This window comes from Vibrio sp. 10N.286.52.C3, from assembly GCF_041468865.1.
Classification (GTDB): domain Bacteria; phylum Pseudomonadota; class Gammaproteobacteria; order Enterobacterales; family Vibrionaceae; genus Vibrio; species Vibrio crassostreae_C.
Window position 1 is genome coordinate 128,883 of the sequence record NZ_JBFRJM010000011.1, and the last position, 16,847, is coordinate 145,729.

At 44.9% G+C, this 16,847-nt stretch carries 17 protein-coding genes; 3 read left to right on the plus strand and 14 right to left on the minus strand.

Annotated features, from left to right (window positions below; translation table 11 throughout):
* Positions 1 to 73: 73 nt before the first annotated feature.
* Both AB4138_RS04755 and aqpZ read left to right on the plus strand, forming a co-directional pair.
* Entirely contained in the window at positions 74 to 880 is an 807-nt protein-coding gene (locus tag AB4138_RS04755) for an endonuclease/exonuclease/phosphatase family protein (protein WP_170962780.1), read from the plus strand.
* Between the two features lie 241 nt (positions 881 to 1,121).
* Entirely contained in the window at positions 1,122 to 1,811 is a 690-nt protein-coding gene (gene aqpZ, locus AB4138_RS04760) for an aquaporin Z (RefSeq protein WP_017099207.1), read from the plus strand.
* A 66-nt stretch (positions 1,812 to 1,877) separates the two neighbouring features.
* On the opposite strand, the gene recR is transcribed toward aqpZ, so the two are convergent.
* The 7 genes from recR to AB4138_RS04795 all read right to left on the minus strand — a co-directional run bounded on the left by recR (position 1,878) and on the right by AB4138_RS04795 (position 7,815).
* Positions 1,878 to 2,477 carry a recombination mediator RecR gene (gene recR / locus AB4138_RS04765; protein ID WP_019823189.1) on the minus strand — a complete coding sequence of 200 codons (600 nt, stop codon included), beginning with the start codon at positions 2,475 to 2,477 and terminating at the stop codon, positions 1,878 to 1,880.
* 78 nt (positions 2,478 to 2,555) lie between these two features.
* The gene (locus AB4138_RS04770) at positions 2,556 to 2,885 is read right to left on the minus strand and encodes a YbaB/EbfC family nucleoid-associated protein (RefSeq protein WP_017062338.1); all 330 of its coding nucleotides are present in this window, start codon (positions 2,883 to 2,885) and stop codon (positions 2,556 to 2,558) included.
* Between the two features lie 152 nt (positions 2,886 to 3,037).
* Entirely contained in the window at positions 3,038 to 5,254 is a 2,217-nt protein-coding gene (gene dnaX, locus AB4138_RS04775) for a DNA polymerase III subunit gamma/tau (RefSeq protein ID WP_372305151.1), read from the minus strand.
* A gap of 18 nt (positions 5,255 to 5,272) precedes the next feature.
* Positions 5,273 to 5,818 carry an adenine phosphoribosyltransferase gene (apt, locus tag AB4138_RS04780; RefSeq protein ID WP_017062340.1) on the minus strand — a complete coding sequence of 182 codons (546 nt, stop codon included), beginning with the start codon at positions 5,816 to 5,818 and terminating at the stop codon, positions 5,273 to 5,275.
* A gap of 161 nt (positions 5,819 to 5,979) precedes the next feature.
* A complete protein-coding gene (locus AB4138_RS04785) occupies positions 5,980 to 6,351 on the minus strand; it encodes a YbaN family protein (RefSeq protein ID WP_029225617.1) in 372 nt (123 codons plus the stop codon).
* 74 nt (positions 6,352 to 6,425) lie between these two features.
* The gene (locus tag AB4138_RS04790) at positions 6,426 to 6,563 is read right to left on the minus strand and encodes a hypothetical protein (protein ID WP_372305154.1); all 138 of its coding nucleotides are present in this window, start codon (positions 6,561 to 6,563) and stop codon (positions 6,426 to 6,428) included.
* Positions 6,564 to 6,711: 148 nt separating this feature from the next.
* On the minus strand, positions 6,712 to 7,815 hold the full coding sequence (locus tag AB4138_RS04795) for a response regulator (protein WP_102332530.1): 1,104 nt from the start codon (positions 7,813 to 7,815) through the stop codon (positions 6,712 to 6,714).
* Between the two features lie 228 nt (positions 7,816 to 8,043).
* On the opposite strand from AB4138_RS04795, the gene AB4138_RS04800 reads away from it, so the two are divergent.
* Positions 8,044 to 8,919 carry a LysR family transcriptional regulator gene (locus AB4138_RS04800; RefSeq protein WP_017062344.1) on the plus strand — a complete coding sequence of 292 codons (876 nt, stop codon included), beginning with the start codon at positions 8,044 to 8,046 and terminating at the stop codon, positions 8,917 to 8,919.
* A gap of 100 nt (positions 8,920 to 9,019) precedes the next feature.
* Here AB4138_RS04800 and purF read toward each other — a convergent pair whose 3' ends face one another.
* From purF to AB4138_RS04835, 7 genes are all read right to left on the minus strand, one after another.
* Positions 9,020 to 10,534 carry an amidophosphoribosyltransferase gene (gene purF / locus AB4138_RS04805; RefSeq protein WP_136978829.1) on the minus strand — a complete coding sequence of 505 codons (1,515 nt, stop codon included), beginning with the start codon at positions 10,532 to 10,534 and terminating at the stop codon, positions 9,020 to 9,022.
* A 34-nt stretch (positions 10,535 to 10,568) separates the two neighbouring features.
* Positions 10,569 to 11,060, minus strand: coding sequence for a CvpA family protein (locus AB4138_RS04810; RefSeq protein WP_009848678.1), 492 nt, complete (start codon positions 11,058 to 11,060; stop codon positions 10,569 to 10,571).
* A gap of 61 nt (positions 11,061 to 11,121) precedes the next feature.
* Entirely contained in the window at positions 11,122 to 11,697 is a 576-nt protein-coding gene (locus AB4138_RS04815) for an SPOR domain-containing protein (protein WP_017063432.1), read from the minus strand.
* Entirely contained in the window at positions 11,698 to 12,960 is a 1,263-nt protein-coding gene (gene folC / locus AB4138_RS04820; protein ID WP_017062347.1) for a bifunctional tetrahydrofolate synthase/dihydrofolate synthase, read from the minus strand. It lies immediately after the preceding gene.
* A 42-nt stretch (positions 12,961 to 13,002) separates the two neighbouring features.
* A complete protein-coding gene (gene accD, locus AB4138_RS04825) occupies positions 13,003 to 13,929 on the minus strand; it encodes an acetyl-CoA carboxylase, carboxyltransferase subunit beta (protein ID WP_017062348.1) in 927 nt (308 codons plus the stop codon).
* A gap of 176 nt (positions 13,930 to 14,105) precedes the next feature.
* The gene (gene truA, locus AB4138_RS04830) at positions 14,106 to 14,900 is read right to left on the minus strand and encodes a tRNA pseudouridine(38-40) synthase TruA (RefSeq protein WP_004734161.1); all 795 of its coding nucleotides are present in this window, start codon (positions 14,898 to 14,900) and stop codon (positions 14,106 to 14,108) included.
* Between the two features lie 194 nt (positions 14,901 to 15,094).
* Positions 15,095 to 16,847, minus strand: a 1,753-nt coding sequence (locus AB4138_RS04835) for a FimV/HubP family polar landmark protein (RefSeq protein ID WP_372305157.1), incomplete at its 5' end; no start/stop codon positions are given.

Genomic DNA, 16,847 nt, shown 5'->3' on the forward strand with positions numbered 1-16,847 from the left:
TTAGATCAAATAACCTCGAGAAACGCAGCCTTGCGCTGCGTTTTATCTCACTAGAATAAATAAGTGAATAATAATGAAGTTAATGACACTAAATACCCACAGTTGGCAAGAAGAAAAACAGCTAGAAAAGTTAGATGTGGTCGCGCAAGCCATTATCGAGCAAGGGTGCGATGTGGTTGCATTACAGGAAGTGAATCAACATCAAGATAGCCCGGCCGTTGATGCCAATATATTAACCAATCACACTGTGTTGGCGAATAACTATGGTTATTTATTACAGAAAAAACTCATGGAATACGGTCATCACTACCAACTTACGTGGGATTTCGTTCATCAAAGTTATGAAGTATATCAAGAGGGGCTCTCATTTTTAACGCGACTACCGATTGTCGAACATGAGGTCATTGATTTAAGTGATAGCTATGATGTGAGCTTTTGGAAACATCGGCGAGCAGTGCGTATTAAAGTGACCTCTCAACAGGGTGATTTTAATCTTTATAATTGTCATTGTGGCTGGTGGAATGACTCAGAGAACTCATTTGAGGATCAGTTCGACCGAATCAAGGCAACTTTACCAACAGAGTTGAGCTTTCTATTAGGCGATTTCAACAACCCAAGCCATATACGTAATGAAGGCTATGATTACGTATTACAACGCGGTTTGATGGATTGTTATGAAGTTGCTGAAATCAAAGATGATGGAACCACTGTCATTAAAAACATTGATGGTTGGGAGCAAAATAGCCAAGCGCTACGCATTGATTTAGTACTTAGTAATCAGCCTGTAGTGGTAAAGCAGCATAAGGTGATTTTTAATCACGATTTTTATCCGGTTGTATCAGATCACTTTGGGGTGTTGGTAGAAGTAGAACTTACTTAATTTTTATCAACTCATCGTAGTTTAAATAAAAACGAATACTACACAAATACGGCTAATTATCAGATCACTCTGCTTGCTAAAATAGCGATAGAATACGACTGACCTTAACGATTTTTAGTGCGAGTTCGAAGTGATTACATAAGATTCTCTGTTCTTTCTTTCAACTATATACACAAGATTTCACAATTCTTCGAAATCTAAACTATCTTGTTGATACTGGTACAGATTAATAAGGATCGTTATGAATAGGTATATCGCAGAAATGTTTGGTACGTTTTGGTTGGTGTTAGGAGGTTGTGGTAGTGCCGTCTTGGCCGCTGCTTTTCCCGATGTAGGTATCGGCTTACTCGGGGTTTCCCTCGCCTTTGGTTTAACCGTACTCACCATGGCTTTTGCTATTGGCCATATATCAGGCTGTCATCTCAACCCTGCTGTTACAATAGGTCTTTGGAGCGGTGGTCGCTTTGATGCCAAAGACGTCGCACCTTACATTATAGCCCAGGTCATTGGGGGTATTATCGCGGGTGGTGTGTTATTTGTGATTGCTTCAGGCCAAGCAGGCTTTGACGCTGCGGCATCTGGCTTTGCTTCAAATGGTTACGGTGAACACTCACCGGGCGGCTATTCACTGACCGCTGCACTGGTCTGTGAAGTGGTCATGACCATGGTGTTCCTATTCGTGATCATGGGTGCGACTGATTCGAAAGCCCCTGCTGGGTTTGCACCCATTGCAATTGGTCTCTGTTTGACCTTGATTCACCTTATCAGTATTCCCGTAACCAATACTTCAGTGAACCCTGCTCGAAGTACTGGCGTGGCTGTATTTGTCGGTGATTGGGCCGTTTCGCAATTGTGGCTATTCTGGATTGCACCGATTATTGGTGCCGTGATTGGCGCGATGATATACAAAGCGGTAAGAGGTTCAGATTAAGCGCTGAAAAACGTCTAAAGCAATAAAAGAAAAAGCCGCTTAGTGATGCTTCACCAAGCGGCTTTTTTAGATCTTATGACGACCGAGTAAGGAGTGCGAAAGCGTGGTGCCATCCACCAGCTCTAGCTCACCACCAACGGGAACACCATGAGCGATACGGCTTGCGTTCACTTCATGGGCATTACATAGCTCAGCAATGTAATGCGCTGTCGCTTCCCCTTCAACTGTTGGGTTAGTCGCTAGGATTACTTCCGAGATATCACCACGACGCAGGCGGTAGTCCAAAACATCAAGACCGATGTCGCTTGGACCAATACCATCAAGTGGTGAAAGATGACCCATCAATACAAAGTAACGACCTGAATATTGGCCAGTTGCTTCGATAGCTGCAATGTCTGCAGGGCTCTCTACTACACAGATTTGACCATTTTCCTGACGTTTAGGATTGGTACAAATGTGGCAAGTATCTTCTTCAGTAAAAGTACGGCACTCATTACAGTGACCAATTTCGGTCATTGCTTGGCTAAGAGCTTCAGCCAACTGTAGGCCGCCTTTTCTATCGCGCTGTAACAAATGAAAGGCCATACGCTGCGCCGACTTGGGGCCAACCCCAGGTAGACAACGTAAGGCCTCCATCAAATGCTCCAGCATATGACTGGTACGCATATTTAACCGTTCTAATGTTCAAGTAATAGCCTGTTCAACACAAACCACCACCTGAATTAACCTTTAAGAATAAGTTACTTAGAAAGGCATCTTCATACCTGGTGGAAGTTGCATTCCGCCAGTTACGCTAGCCATTTTCTCTTTTTGAGTTTCTTCAACGCGACGAGCCGCATCGTTGAAAGCAGCAGCGATAAGATCTTCAAGCATCTCTTTATCGTCTTCCATTAGGCTTTCATCGATATCAACACGGCGAACGCTGTGGCTACCAGTGATCGTTACTTTTACAAGGCCAGCACCTGACTCACCTGTAACTTCCATATTTGCGATTTCTTCTTGAAGCTTTTGCATGCGCTCTTGCATTTGCTGGGCTTGCTTCATCATGTTGCCCATACCGCCTTTACCAAACATGTTAATACTCTCTGGTCTAATTGGTTTATTAAAATTAATTAAGCTATACGAGCTTAAATGGGGGTTAAAACAGTGTGATTCAACCCCTCGATGTTCAGTTCTCAGATTTGCTTATCTGGGATGATATGCCGGTCACTAAACAAGAAAACGTTCTAGATAGGACGAACGCTGTCTCTGTCGAGTTCAGCGGCAAAACGTCTTTCAATGAACTGTACGTTGGCATCGTTTTCTAAAGCGGTAAACGCGTCTTTCAACTTACCTTGATACAGTCGTTCTCGTAATTCTAGCGGCGTTTCTCCACCATCACCGATTTCAACACTCAAATGACACTCTTCTCCAAGCACAGTATTGAGAGACTGCAATAGCTCACTCTGCGCACGGTCGGTATTCAAATGAGCTTGGCTCGCTCTTAACGTTAAAGTGATTGATGTGTCGTTTTTAGCAAACACTGAGTTCAATGCTAACTGTTCAACAAGCTTGGCTGTCTCTAGCTTTTGAATCGTGGCTGACCATTCATCTTGAGCAATCGACTCTTGAAGCAATTTATCGACCATTTCTGGTGTCTTAATATGCTCCAACGCACGCTTGATCTGAGTAGGTGTAAGCTCTTTGCTCACCTCTTTCACTACAGGTTTAGACGGTTTCCAGCGATAAGGTTCATTATCGTTGGTCACATTTTCTGTCGAAGAGGATGATAAAGAAGCTGGCGACACCCGCTCAGAACCACCGTGTTGCTGAGCAACTCGATCAAGAACTGAAGTTTTAGCTGGTGTCGCTTTAGCCTTTTTTGGCGCCGAGCCTTTGTTTTCTGTTGCCGAACTGCCTCTACGTTGAGAACGTAATTGGTGGCGTAAACCACTCACAGGCGAAGTTGCACGCGCTGGCTGCTCTTGCGGAGCAGAAGGTGCAGCGCTTGGCTGTTGAACCGGACTCTGGTTTTGATAATTCGTTTGTTGCTGCTGAGGCTGCTCTGCACCGTAGCTTGGACGCTCATCATAAGCAGGAGGCGCGTCATACTGGCTATGCGGGTAATCCTGCTCAGGATAACCTTGGTTGCCTGAATGTTCAGCGTAACCTTGCGAATCTGAATACTGTGCTGGAGTCTGTTGCACGGGTGGCTGCTGCATAGCTTGCTGTTGAGGCGCCTGTTGTTGCATCTGAGGCTGTCTCGGAGCTGCCATTGGCGCAGGTTGACTCACTGACTGAGCAACGTTCTGAGCTTGAGCTGCTGGAACTGGCGCTGGGCTTGCCGACTGAGTCGAGATTGCCGTAGCAACCGCTTGTTCAGCTGGTCTAAATGCCAACATGCGTAAAACCACCATCTCAATACCAACGCGAGCGGTTGGCGACAATGGTAAGTCTTCACGACCTTTCAATACGATCTGGTAGTAGAGTTGAATGTCTTGTGGGCTAAACGCTTTGCTCAGTAGTTCAAGCTTCTCAGCGTCAGGCTGTGCCTTATCTAGTGTGGATGGCAAAGCTTGGAACATCGCAAGACGATGCAGTTGAGTCGCAAGCTGATTCAGCAAACCATCCCACTCGACACCGTTCTCAGCAAGGCTTTGGATACACGCCATCGCTTGCTGTAGCTGCTTACTGCTAATCGCTTCAAGCAAGTGGATAGCTTGGTCGGTATCCAGTGTTCCGAGCATGTGAGCAACAGTATCTGTTACGACATTGCCATTACCCAATGCGATAGCTTGGTCTGTAAGGCTTAGCGCATCACGCATACTGCCATCAGCAGCATGAGCAATCATTCCAAGCGCACGAGATTCAGACGTCACATCTTCTTGTTCAAGAATATGATCGAGCTGCTCGTGAATATTATCAACGCTGATCGGCTTAAGATGGAACTGCAAACAACGCGACAAGATCGTTACTGGAAGCTTCTGTGGATCCGTTGTTGCGAGCAAGAATTTCACATACTCAGGCGGCTCTTCTAAGGTCTTTAGAAGCGCGTTAAAGCTGTGCCTGGAAAGCATGTGAACTTCATCGATTAGGTAAACCTTGAAGCGACCACGTGCAGGCTTGTACTGAACATTGTCCAGAAGCTCGCGGGTATCTTCTACCTTAGTTCGTGATGCCGCATCGATCTCGAGCAGGTCAACAAAGCGACCTTCATCGATTTCTTTACAGGTTGCACATTCACCACAAGGTGTTGAGGTAATGCCTGTTTCACAGTTGAGTCCCTTAGCAAACAAACGACCGATGGTTGTTTTACCAACACCTCGTGTACCGCTGAACAGGTATGCGTGGTGCAACCTATTCTGGCTAAGGGCATTCTCTAATGCTGTTAAAACATGGGCTTGACCAACCACTTCTTTGAATTTGGTTGGTCGCCATTTTCGCGCTAACGCAAGATAGCTCATGAATAATTCCGAAAAGGATTAATGACCGTCGAATTCGCAGATGCTAAACACTTCTAGACCTAAGCCTTGTAAGCGCTTGTCACCACCGATTTCTGGAAGGTTAATAACAAATGCAGCGTGTTCTACCACACCACCAAGCTGACGAATCAACTTTGTTGTTGCTTCAATCGTACCGCCCGTTGCTAGCAAATCATCAACCATCAACACTTTATCGCCTTCAACGATAGCATCAGTATGGATTTCTAGAGTGTCGGTGCCGTACTCAAGCTCATAAGATTGTGCCACAGTTTGACGAGGCAGCTTGCCCGGCTTACGAACAGGAATGAAGCCAACACCTAGCTCAAGTGCCAAAGGCGCACCAAATAGGAAACCACGAGCTTCAGTACCAACGATCTTAGTAAAGCCCATGTCCTTGTATGTTTCCGCTAGCAGGTCGATAGTCGCTTTGTAAGCTACTGGATCTTCCATCAAGCTTGTTACGTCACGGAACAAAATACCCGCTTTAGGGTAATCAGGAATGCTTTTGATGCTTGCTTTGATCAGAGAGATTTTTTCTGTGTTCATAATCTTATGCACTTCATTAGGCCGCTTTCCAAACTCTCGTTAACGAATCAAACATCAACGCTCGGAATTAAGGAAAGGTACGATTGGTATTCATTGCAACGAGAGTCATAACTCTGATTGCTGAAATAATAAACGCCCGCTATACAAGCAGGCACACTGGCTTAATGGTAGTGATTTTCTTTGCTGTCAGCAACCAACTCATGGGTTGGAAGTCGCATAAACCATGTGAGAAGAATAACAAGTACACAAATTAGGAAAGCCTTGACCCAAATGATAGGGGCAAAGTAGATGGATAACGCAAAACTCAACAAGATAAAGAATACGCCACGCGTTTTAACTTGTTTGGTGACGGCACCGTGTTGATACCAATTGTTCAGCAAAGGACCCAGCGTTTTGTGCTCATGCATCCATTTATGAACTTTCGGATTGCTTCGCATGAAGCATGCGCTGGCAAGAAGGAGAAAAGGAGTGGTTGGCAGAACGGGCAAAACTATCCCTAGAACTGCGAGAAATATACAAAGGCCACCAGCAATATTGAGGCTTAAAACTCGAACGCTAATTGTGGCCTCCTTGAGTTAGCTATCACCAATCGGCGACGACAGCTTAACTAGAATGTTGCGTAACAATTGAATACACGGATCAACGTAAGTGTTGCTGGTAGCAATGGAATCATTAAAAATGCGGCTAAAAATCCTAAAAAGTAGAATACATTAAACGGGTCTTGAAAGTCTTTGTTATCTGCCATGATTGCTTCTTGTTTTTGTTAGTGAAGGTAAGTATCCGGCGAACCAAACCCGCTTTGCTAAATCGACATTTAACAAAAAAGGCATAGTCACACCATTTGCGCAACTATACCTTAATCAATTATTCACAAAAACCGAGGAAATATAGGGTTAATCAGTAGACCCTTGGTGTATGTCTAAACTAAAACTTGCCGCTCCAAGTAGGCTCAACGACAGTTGGCAGCCCTGTTCGATCGGAAGGTCCCGCGTAATAAAGTTCTTCTTGCAGTTCTCACCCAAGCGCTCACCTGCTGCAATATATTGATTCAATTCACCATTCGACCATTGCCCGTCTAGACCCGCAGGCAAAATGGAGATGGTTCCCTCGGCAAGGTCAGCAACACCAAACAAGGCATTCACTGGGGTGGAGCATTTAGAGCAACGAATCCCCTTCTCTAAGATTTCAGCAATATCTTTGAGATCAACATTAAAATCTTTTCTGTTTCTTATGTAATCGTGGAACAGCGCTCTCACTAACAATGTTGTCGCGGAGCCGCCATTATCAGACGACGATGAATCGACGAGGTAAAAAGCAAACTGCCCGTTCATCATCCACGCATAGTCAAACACAAGTGGCATCATCTCTGTTGATTGCAGTAACCGGTAACTGCAACGCCATGAGCCTTGTCGCGTATCTTTCTCTGGAAGCAGCGCATGGAGTAAGTCTTTTGCTGCGCTTGGGTTATCTTGAAGGTAATTCAGGTGCCAATGCAGTTCTTGGTCTTCAGGGATCTCTCCCCCATCATCCACACAGAACCATTGGCTCGAAAAATCTCGTTGGTCTGAAATGTTATCGAACGAATCTGTCAATGTATTCGCAATCGCACTTCCTAGGTGACGGTGATCCTCTAACGGCTTCGCCAAGAAGTCTTTAATACCAAATCGCAAGGCTTTCGCCACGTCAGACATATCATCAGTGCCAGACACAACGATCATAGGCAGTGACGGGTACTCTAAACTGAGCTCTTCCACAAGCTCTATGCCATCAAGTATTGGCATTGATAAGTCACACACAATTAAATCTGGCGCTGAGTCTCTAAGTTTCTGCAAAGCGTCCAGTCCATTTTCAGCCTCAACCACTTTATAACCGACCTTGTCTAGGTACGCGCTGGTTATACGGCGAAAAATAGGATCATCATCAACCAACATCACGCATTTTTGGTTAATTACTTCCTGAGCCGAGGTCATTACTGGCTGACTGTGAGTTTTGTACATAATCTATAACCTCACAAAACTAAGTCGAATTATTATTGTTATCTGTTCTAAGAACTAATATAAAACTTAGTAATAAAATGCTAAATACACAAATTTGCACTCTTTACTGGTAATTCGTGACGAGGGTTGGAATACTTGTAAATAGTGCAACGAGTTGACGTAACGCAAACATTGATCTCACTGTTACGTATAAATTAGATGAGATTGTAAACAAATGTGTCTGGATTTATGAAATTAGATGATTTAAACCTCTTTCGACTCGTCGTTGAAAATGGGAGCTACACCGCAACATCGCGCAAGACTATGATTCCGGTTGCGACCATCACACGACGCATCCAAGCCTTAGAAGATTCTTTGAACCTTAGGCTTCTCAATAGACACGCGCGTAAACTTTCTTTAACAGAGGCAGGCGAACGTTTCTTCAATGAATGCTCTCCGCTGTTGCAACGTCTCTCTTCTACTGCAGAAGAGTTAACTGACGTGTGCAAAGGCGCTTCCGGTAAGATTCGTATTACGGCACCCTCAAACCTGACCAAGCGCATGATGATGCCAATGTTCAGTGAATTCATGATTCAATACCCTGATATCAATATTGAGCTGATGATGAACAACCAAGCGGATCAGCTGGATCCAACGGAGTGGGACGTAATTTTCCGAGTCGGCCCTCAGCGTGATTCAAGCCTAATCGCTCGAAAAATCAGTGAAGTCAAAGATATTCTTATCGCGAGCCCTGAGTACTTAGCGAAGAACCCAGCTCCAAGCCATGCTGAAGAGCTAGCGAACCATTCGCTACTCAAAGGCTACCCGCTGATTAAGTGGCAGCTGAGTAATTCGAATGAAGAGACGGTGGTGAATAGCGAGAAAGGCCGTTTCAACGCCAATGCGCTTAATGTCGTAAGACAAGCGTGCTCAGAAGGCCTAGGTATCACCCTGATGCCTGACGTGATGATTCGTGAATACATTGAAGATGGCAGCTTAGTGCAAGTCTTAGAAGACTGGAGCGCTAACCCTCGTGATATTTACATGCTTTATAACCACAAAGACCATCTACCAGAGAAAGTGAGATTGTTTATTGATTTTGTGATCGCATACCACATTCATTAAGGTCAATCCCCTTCTCTATAAACAAAAAACCAGAGCCGATGCTCTGGTTTTTTATTTTCTCTATCGCTAGCGAAACTCTGTATGACTAACGAAACGCTAGTTAAGCGCCTTCGTTGTGTAACTCTAAGTTAGCAAGATCTTGTTGAATCTCACGTTGAACCTTTGAGTCGTCATTACGTAAAGAGTCTAGGAAATCTAGGTACGCTTGGTCAATATCGCCCGTTACATACTCACCGTTAAATACAGAAGTATCAAAACGAGAGATGTCTTGGTTGCCCATACCTACTGCAGAGATTAAGTCTGGTAGCGTTTGGAAGATCAAAGCGTCTGCGCCAATCTGCTTACAAATCGTTTCGTTGTCACGACCATGAGCAATCAGCTCAGTTGCGCTCGGCATATCGATGCCGTAAACGTTAGGGAAGCGAACCTCTGGAGCTGCTGAAACCATGAAGACTTTGTTAGCACCCGAATCACGAGCCATCTCAATGATCTGCTCTGATGTTGTGCCGCGAACGATAGAATCGTCAACCAGAAGAACGTTCTTACCTTTAAACTCAGAGCGAATTGCGTTGAGCTTACGGCGAACCGACTTCTTACGTTGTTGCTGACCTGGCATGATGAATGTGCGGCCAACATAGCGGTTTTTCACGAAACCTTGACGGTATGGCTTATTGATCGCTTGAGCGATTCGTAGCGCAATATCGTTTGATGTTTCAGGGATTGGAATAACCACATCAATGTCTAAGTCTGCGTACTCTTCTTTAATACGCATACCAAGCATCTCACCCATCTCAACGCGTGCGCTGTAAACCGAGATTTTGTCGATGAATGAATCTGGGCGTGCAAAGTATACAAACTCAAAGATACATGGGTTTAGTTGTGGGTTGTCTGCACATTGCTTAGTGAAAAGCTCACCGTCAAACGTTGCGTAGATAGCTTCACCTGGTGCTACGTCGCGCATGAAGTCGAAACCAACAGCATCGAGTGCTACCGATTCAGACGCAACCATGTACTCTGTTTTACCTTGAACTTCACGCTTACCAAGACACAATGGACGAATACCATGTGGGTCACGGAATGCGATCATACCGTGGCCGATGATCATCGCCGTTACGGCGTAAGCACCACGAATTGTACGATGCACATTTGCCACAGCGCGGAAAACGTCATCTGAAGTTACGTTACCTTTAACAGTATCGATCTCATGAGCTAATACGTTCAGTAGAACTTCAGAGTCAGAGGTTGTGTTTACATGACGACGGTCTTTTTCGAACAACTTCTCACGAACTTCGTTTGCGTTCGTCAGGTTACCGTTGTGCGCCAACGTAATGCCAAAAGGAGAGTTTACGTAGAAAGGCTGAGCTTCAGACGCACTTGAACTACCCGCAGTAGGATAACGAACATGGCCAATACCAACTTCACCTTGTAGGCGCTGCATGTGTTTTGCTTCAAAAACATCTTTTACTAAACCGTTCGCCTTACGCAGACGGAAACGATTGCTTTCTATGGTACAAATACCAGCGGCATCTTGGCCACGATGCTGCAATACCGTTAAAGCGTCATAAATAGACTGGTTTACAGGTGTTGAACCCACGATTCCAACAATACCACACATGTCCTAATCCTCGATTTTTCGACATTAACTGGCGCTAGAGCGCGCCAGATAAGAAACTAGATGTTGCTTGTAAATGCTCGAAGAACGGCGCAATGATTCGACTAAATTCTGGAACCAATTGCGAATTCTTCCACCACTCAGAACTTGGGAATGCAGTAAACGCATCCATGAAAAACAACACTGCAGAAACAATCAAAACACCACGTAAGCCACCAAAGACGACACCGAGGATTCTGTCTGTACCTGACAGGCCTGTTTTCTGAACTAGTTGACCGATGACATAGTTAACTAAGGCACCCACAACTAACGTTGCAACAAACAATGCTGCTATCGCAGTTCCGTTTCGAAACATCTCATCTTCGATATTGGTGAAGTACATCGCTAATTTAGCGTAGTACTGGCTAGCAATAAAAAATGCTCCAAACCAAATAACGAGTGACAAGGCTTCTTTAGCGAAACCACGAACTAAACTGATCACGGCAGAGAAGCCGATCACGCCTAAAATGACAAAATCTAACCAATTCATGAATTCTTCATCTTAAGTTGGCGCGCATTTTAACAGAAAAAATGCTGACGCAAACGTTTTCTTATGGATTTAACGGTTTAAATTTGAGCAACTGGCCTTTTGAACCCGTAATTTTTTCTAATTCCTTAATTTGTCGCTCAAGTTTGGATTTAGAGACATCCGGGCCAATAATTACTCGCGTAAAAGTTTTTTCTTGCTTGGTGTGAGCCTGATAACCGCGCTTTTGCAGATCCTTAACAACGTTTTTTGCGTTGTCAGCATTCTTCAAAGCCATCAATTGAATAATCCAAGCACTGTCTTGGTATTCATTTTTTTCAGGTACCGGCTTAACCACAACTGCCACTTTGTCTGCTTCTTTATCATTAGAAGAAGACGCGGTTTGCGTGTTTGAATTATCAGTACGACCACTTTCAACCACTTGCTCAACCGGAGAATCCGGTAGCGCTATCTGATCTTCAACGGGATCGAGTACTTCAAACACTTCAACATTACTATCAAGCTCAGGCTTAATTGGAATGCTTGCAAACTCTTCTTTGTAGTGGAGCTTCTTACCATCTAGTACATCGGGCAATACAATCACGCCAATGGCCACTAAAATGATGGTGCCGACTAACCGGCTTTGGAATTTACTTGCCATTTAGTTTCCTTTTTTCTGCCAATGCTCCAACACTTCACCCACTGTATGGAAAGAACCGACAACCAACACAACATCGTCACCTTTAACAGAAGCTAAAGCCGCTTCAAACGCTACAACAGGGTTTGAATACCGCTCTACACCTTCAGGTAAGCTTTGACACAATTCAGCGGCTGTTGCGGCTCGTGGGCCGTTCAGCGAAGCTGGGTACCAATGTGTTGTTATTGGAGCTAATACTTCCAATGTCGCGGGGATATCTTTGTCATGAAGCATGGCGACTACAACGTGTAAATTTTTGCCTGCATACTTCTTCGCGACTTGCTGCGCAAAGTACTCAGCAGAATGCGGGTTGTGTGCTACATCAAGCACAATCACCGGTTGTTCGCTAATTTGCTGCATACGCCCAGGAAGCTGCGCATTCTTCATGCCGTTAACCACGTTCACGTCGCTAATACTAAGCTCTGATGTGCCCAATGCCATCAACGCTGTTGCAGCGTTAGGTAACGGCAGGCTTGGAATAGGTAGCGATTCTAGTTGGAATGCACCACTGCGCCAGTTCCACGTATCACCGTCAACATCATAAGTGTATTGAATACCGACTTGGTAGAACTCAGCCTTAATGTCATCAGCGTGCGCTGCAACCGTAGCCGGTGGCTTGGGTTGACCACAGATAGCGGGTTTACCGCTACGATAAATGCCCGCTTTCTCAAAACCAATCACATTGATGTCATCACCTAGCCAGTCAACATGGTCGACAGCCAAACTAGTAATCACAGAAACATCATGCTCAACGATATTGGTCGCGTCTAAACGCCCGCCTAAACCCACTTCTAAAAGCACAACATCAACCGCTTCAGTTTGAAATGCACGTAACGCCGCTAAAGTGCCATATTCGAAAAAACTCAGGCTGATTTCGCCACGCTCTTTCTCAATGAAATCGAAAGACTGAACCATCTTTTCATCAGATAGATCTTGGCCGTTGATACGAACACGTTCGTTATAGCGAATTAAGTGAGGAGAGCTGTAGACACCAACTGAGTAACCAGCGTCCAATAGAATCGCTTCCATCAGTGCACATGTTGAGCCTTTGCCATTGGTTCCGGCAACAGTAATAACATGTTGAGCAGGTTTGGTGAGGTTTGCCTTAGAGGCGACGGCCTGAACTCGGTCTAATCCAAGATCAATAGCGCTTGTGTGGATGTTTGATAAATAATCAAGCCACATCTCCAAAGAGGATGTGGCTTGAGGAATAGGTTGTTGACTCATCTAACTCATAACCATAATTAAGTTGGTTTGTTAGAAGGTACTTTACCCTTTTTCTGGCGCTTCTGGTACTTCATAAGTAGCTTCATTCGGTGAATCGTTCACAGAAACTACTAATGGTGAAGGCTGGTTGGTCATTTTAGCAACAAGGCTTGCAACGCGCTGACGCATCTCACGACGGTCAACAATCATGTCGATAGCACCGTGGTCTAGTAGGAACTCACTGCGTTGGAAACCTTCAGGAAGGTCTTCACGTACCGTTTGTTCGATTACACGACGTCCAGCAAAACCGATCAGTGCTTTTGGTTCACCAATATTGATATCGCCAAGCATTGCCAAACTTGCAGAAACACCACCCATTGTTGGATCAGTCATAACTGAAACAAACGGTAGGCCTTTCGCAGATAAACGCTCAAGCGCAGCACTGGTTTTCGCCATTTGCATTAGAGACATCAATGCCTCTTGCATACGAGCACCACCACTTGCAGAGAAACACACTAAACCACAGTTGTTCTCGATAGCAGCATCTACCGCTTTCACGAAACGAGCACCAACAACAGAACCCATTGAGCCGCCCATGAATGAGAATTCAAAAGCACACGCTACGATAGGTAAACCCAATAGTTCGCCTTTCATTGCAACTAATGCGTCTGTTTCACCACTGTTCTTTTGAGCAGCAGAGATACGTTCTTTGTAACGCTTAGAGTCTTTAAACTTCAGCTTGTCTTGTGGCTCAAGATCAGCACCTAGTTCAACACGCTCACCTTTGTCTAGGAATGTATCCAGACGACGACGTGCTTTCATGCGCATGTGATGGTCACATTTTGGACATACTTCTAGGTTACGCTCTAGTTCAGCATGGTACAGAACCTGCTCACAAGAAGTACATTTCGTCCAAACACCCTCAGGGATAGACGCTTTACGAGATGTTACGATGTTGCTTTTTTCTAAAATCTTTTCAAGCCAACTCATGGAAGACCTTTTTGTTTCGATTCTTCCGCTTGATTGCGAAAGAAATAAATTTGGGAATTATGCGTGGGAATTAAAGCACATAAAACAGCGACTGTAGATAAAAAACTGGTTGTACCTATTTTCTGGGACTATCTTACGCACTAAACCGTAATAATTTTTGAACCTAAGTCTCACATTTAGTTCAAATTATCCGGTAAAAATAGAGGACCAATTGGCTCTCGTGGTAGCTCAAAATGTTCAGGATAATCAACATCCACCAGATACAAACCTTCCGCTTTTGCAGTTGCGCCGGCTACTTTTCGATCTTTAGCTTCTAAAAGCCACTGGATCCACTCTGGTTTCTGCTCACCTTTACCTACGGCAATAAGGCTACCCGTAATATTCCTCACCATGTGGTGAACAAACGCATTCGCTTTAATATCGATCACAATGTAGTGTCCATGACGAGTCACGTTCAAGTGAATCATGTTTCTCCATGGGCTACGAGATTGACAGTGTGTTGCCCTAAACGAAGTGAAGTCATTCTCACCAAGTAAGTACTGACCCGCTTCATGCATTTTTTTCTCATCAAGATGACCATGATAATGGCTCACACCTGAATTCAAAATGCCTGGGCGTAGTGCATGGTTAAAGATAATGTAGCGATAACGGCGGGCAGTAGCCGAGAAACGAGCATGGAAATCCTCATTCACTTCTGTCGCCCAACGAACCGCAATATCTTTTGGCATGTTGGCATTCGCGCCCATTGTCCATGCCACCATTTTACGATCGACATTAGTTTCAAAGTGAACGACTTGTCCCGTACCGTGAACACCGGCATCTGTACGACCTGCGCACATAACTTCTACAGGGTGATTCGCGACAACTGAAAGAGCCTTTTCCAATTCTTCTTGGACACTTTTCACGTCTCGTTGGCGCTGCCAACCAAAGTAGTGGGTACCGTTATATTCAATACCTAAAGCAATTTTCATGTTCTTGTTCTCTTTGAAAATGGGCGAGAATTATATACGGAAATCAGTGCTAGCCCAAATAGGATGGGGCTAAAACTTCAATAAACAATCAGCATCGACCGAGACGATGCTGTTGAAAAACCAAATGAAACGATAGCGCTCTGTATCGCCTTAAAATAAAGGGTAGCCAACGCTACCCTTTCTGATTTGTAAATTTATCGACCGTTTAACGTATCGATAAGATTTTTTGCCTCTCGACGAATATCATCGCTGCCGTCAACGATTGCCTCTTCTAGAAGCTTAATTGCCCCTTGCGAGTCACTCATCTCGATGTAGATTTTGGCTAAATCAAGCTTACCCGCAGCTTCTGCATTGCTGTCGACATCATAATTGCCAATATCACCGATAACATCAGGGAATTCGTTAAGACCCACATCCAGTTTAAGCTCTTCATCGTCTGGATTAATGACTTCTTCACCTTCTTGCTCGACTTGAGCCATTAGCTCATCAATCGTCATGTACTGCTTATCACGACTGTTGCCTGATTCGGTTAGATTGTCTTGTTCAGCCCAATTCTCTTCTTTGATTTTCGGTTCAGCTTGCTGTTCAGCCGATGCCCAAATCTCTTGTTGGTCATCAGGCACATCATTATGCATGCTCGATTGTTGTTCTGGCGCTAGGTTAAAGCCTTTCCAGTCTTCGCCGCCGACTTCAAGCATGGCGTCAATATCTAACCCTGCGCTATCAATCGAAGTTGCGTCCAATGGCTTATCGAACATGTTGTCGACAGAGTCTTGAACATATTCAGAAAGCAACTCAGCTAATGCTGTCTCATCAAAGTCATCAAAGCCTTCTAGTGGCTCGTCTTGAACCGCTGCAGGCGTTGAGTTTGGCTCTGAAGCCGCGCTCAGTGATTGTTCTGGCTGTGCAAAACCAGCCGGTTCAGAGTCTTCAGCATTCGAGAAATCATCAGCCTGACTATAGCTCTGCGGATTTGAGAACAGATCATGCAACGCATCTTGCTCTTCGCCTTGTGGGCTGAAAGAAGTCAGTGGTGTTGGCTTCTCAGCAAACGCATCAGAGATGGCTTCATCTTCACCATATTCCGGTAAATCAAACTCATCGAACTCTACGCCTTGGGCTTCCGCCACCGGCTCGGCATTGCTTTGCTCAATATCATCTAAAACAGAGTCTGCTTTTGCGCTTTCTTCATCGTACTCCGGAAGATCAAGGTCATCGAACTCGAACTTCTCTGTGTCAGGCGCTAAGTCTTGCTCTAACTGTGCTTCATCTGGTTCACTCACCACTTCCGCTAACGCATCGTCTTCACCAAACTCTGGTAGTTCGAAGTCATCAAGCGAGAATTCTTCTTCGCTTTCTGGTTTCGCAGTTTCAACTTGTGGTGCAGCATCTAACTGAGGCTCAGCGGTAGGTTGCGATTCAACACTTGATTGAGAGTATATAGCAGGCGTTGCTGGCTCTGTTGTTGATTCAGCATCAGCTTCCGCTAGTGCGTCTTCTTCACTAAACTCTGGTAAGTCGAAATCATCAAACGAAAACTCTTCGTCGTCTTGCGCCTGAGCTATAACTTGGGCTTCAGTTTGAGGCTCAACACTTGGTTGAGCATCAATAGCTGGCGTTACTGGTTCTGGTGTTGATTCAGCATCAGCTTCCGCTAGTGCATCTTCTTCATTAAACTCTGGCAATTCGAAGTCATCAAACGAGAATTCTTCTGCGCTTTCTTGTCCTAGAACTTCAGCTTGTTCTGCTACTTCCGCTTGTGGTGTAGCTTCAACTTTCGGTTCAGCGACAGGTGTCACTAGCTCTGGTGTTAAGTCAGTTTCCGCTAATGCTTCTGGTTCAGACGCCTCATCTTCAATCAGCCAATCATCGTCTTCTGGCACACCAAATTCATTTGGAATGATCTCTGGCATGTTTGCAGCACGAACTGGCTCTGGCTCTGGCTCT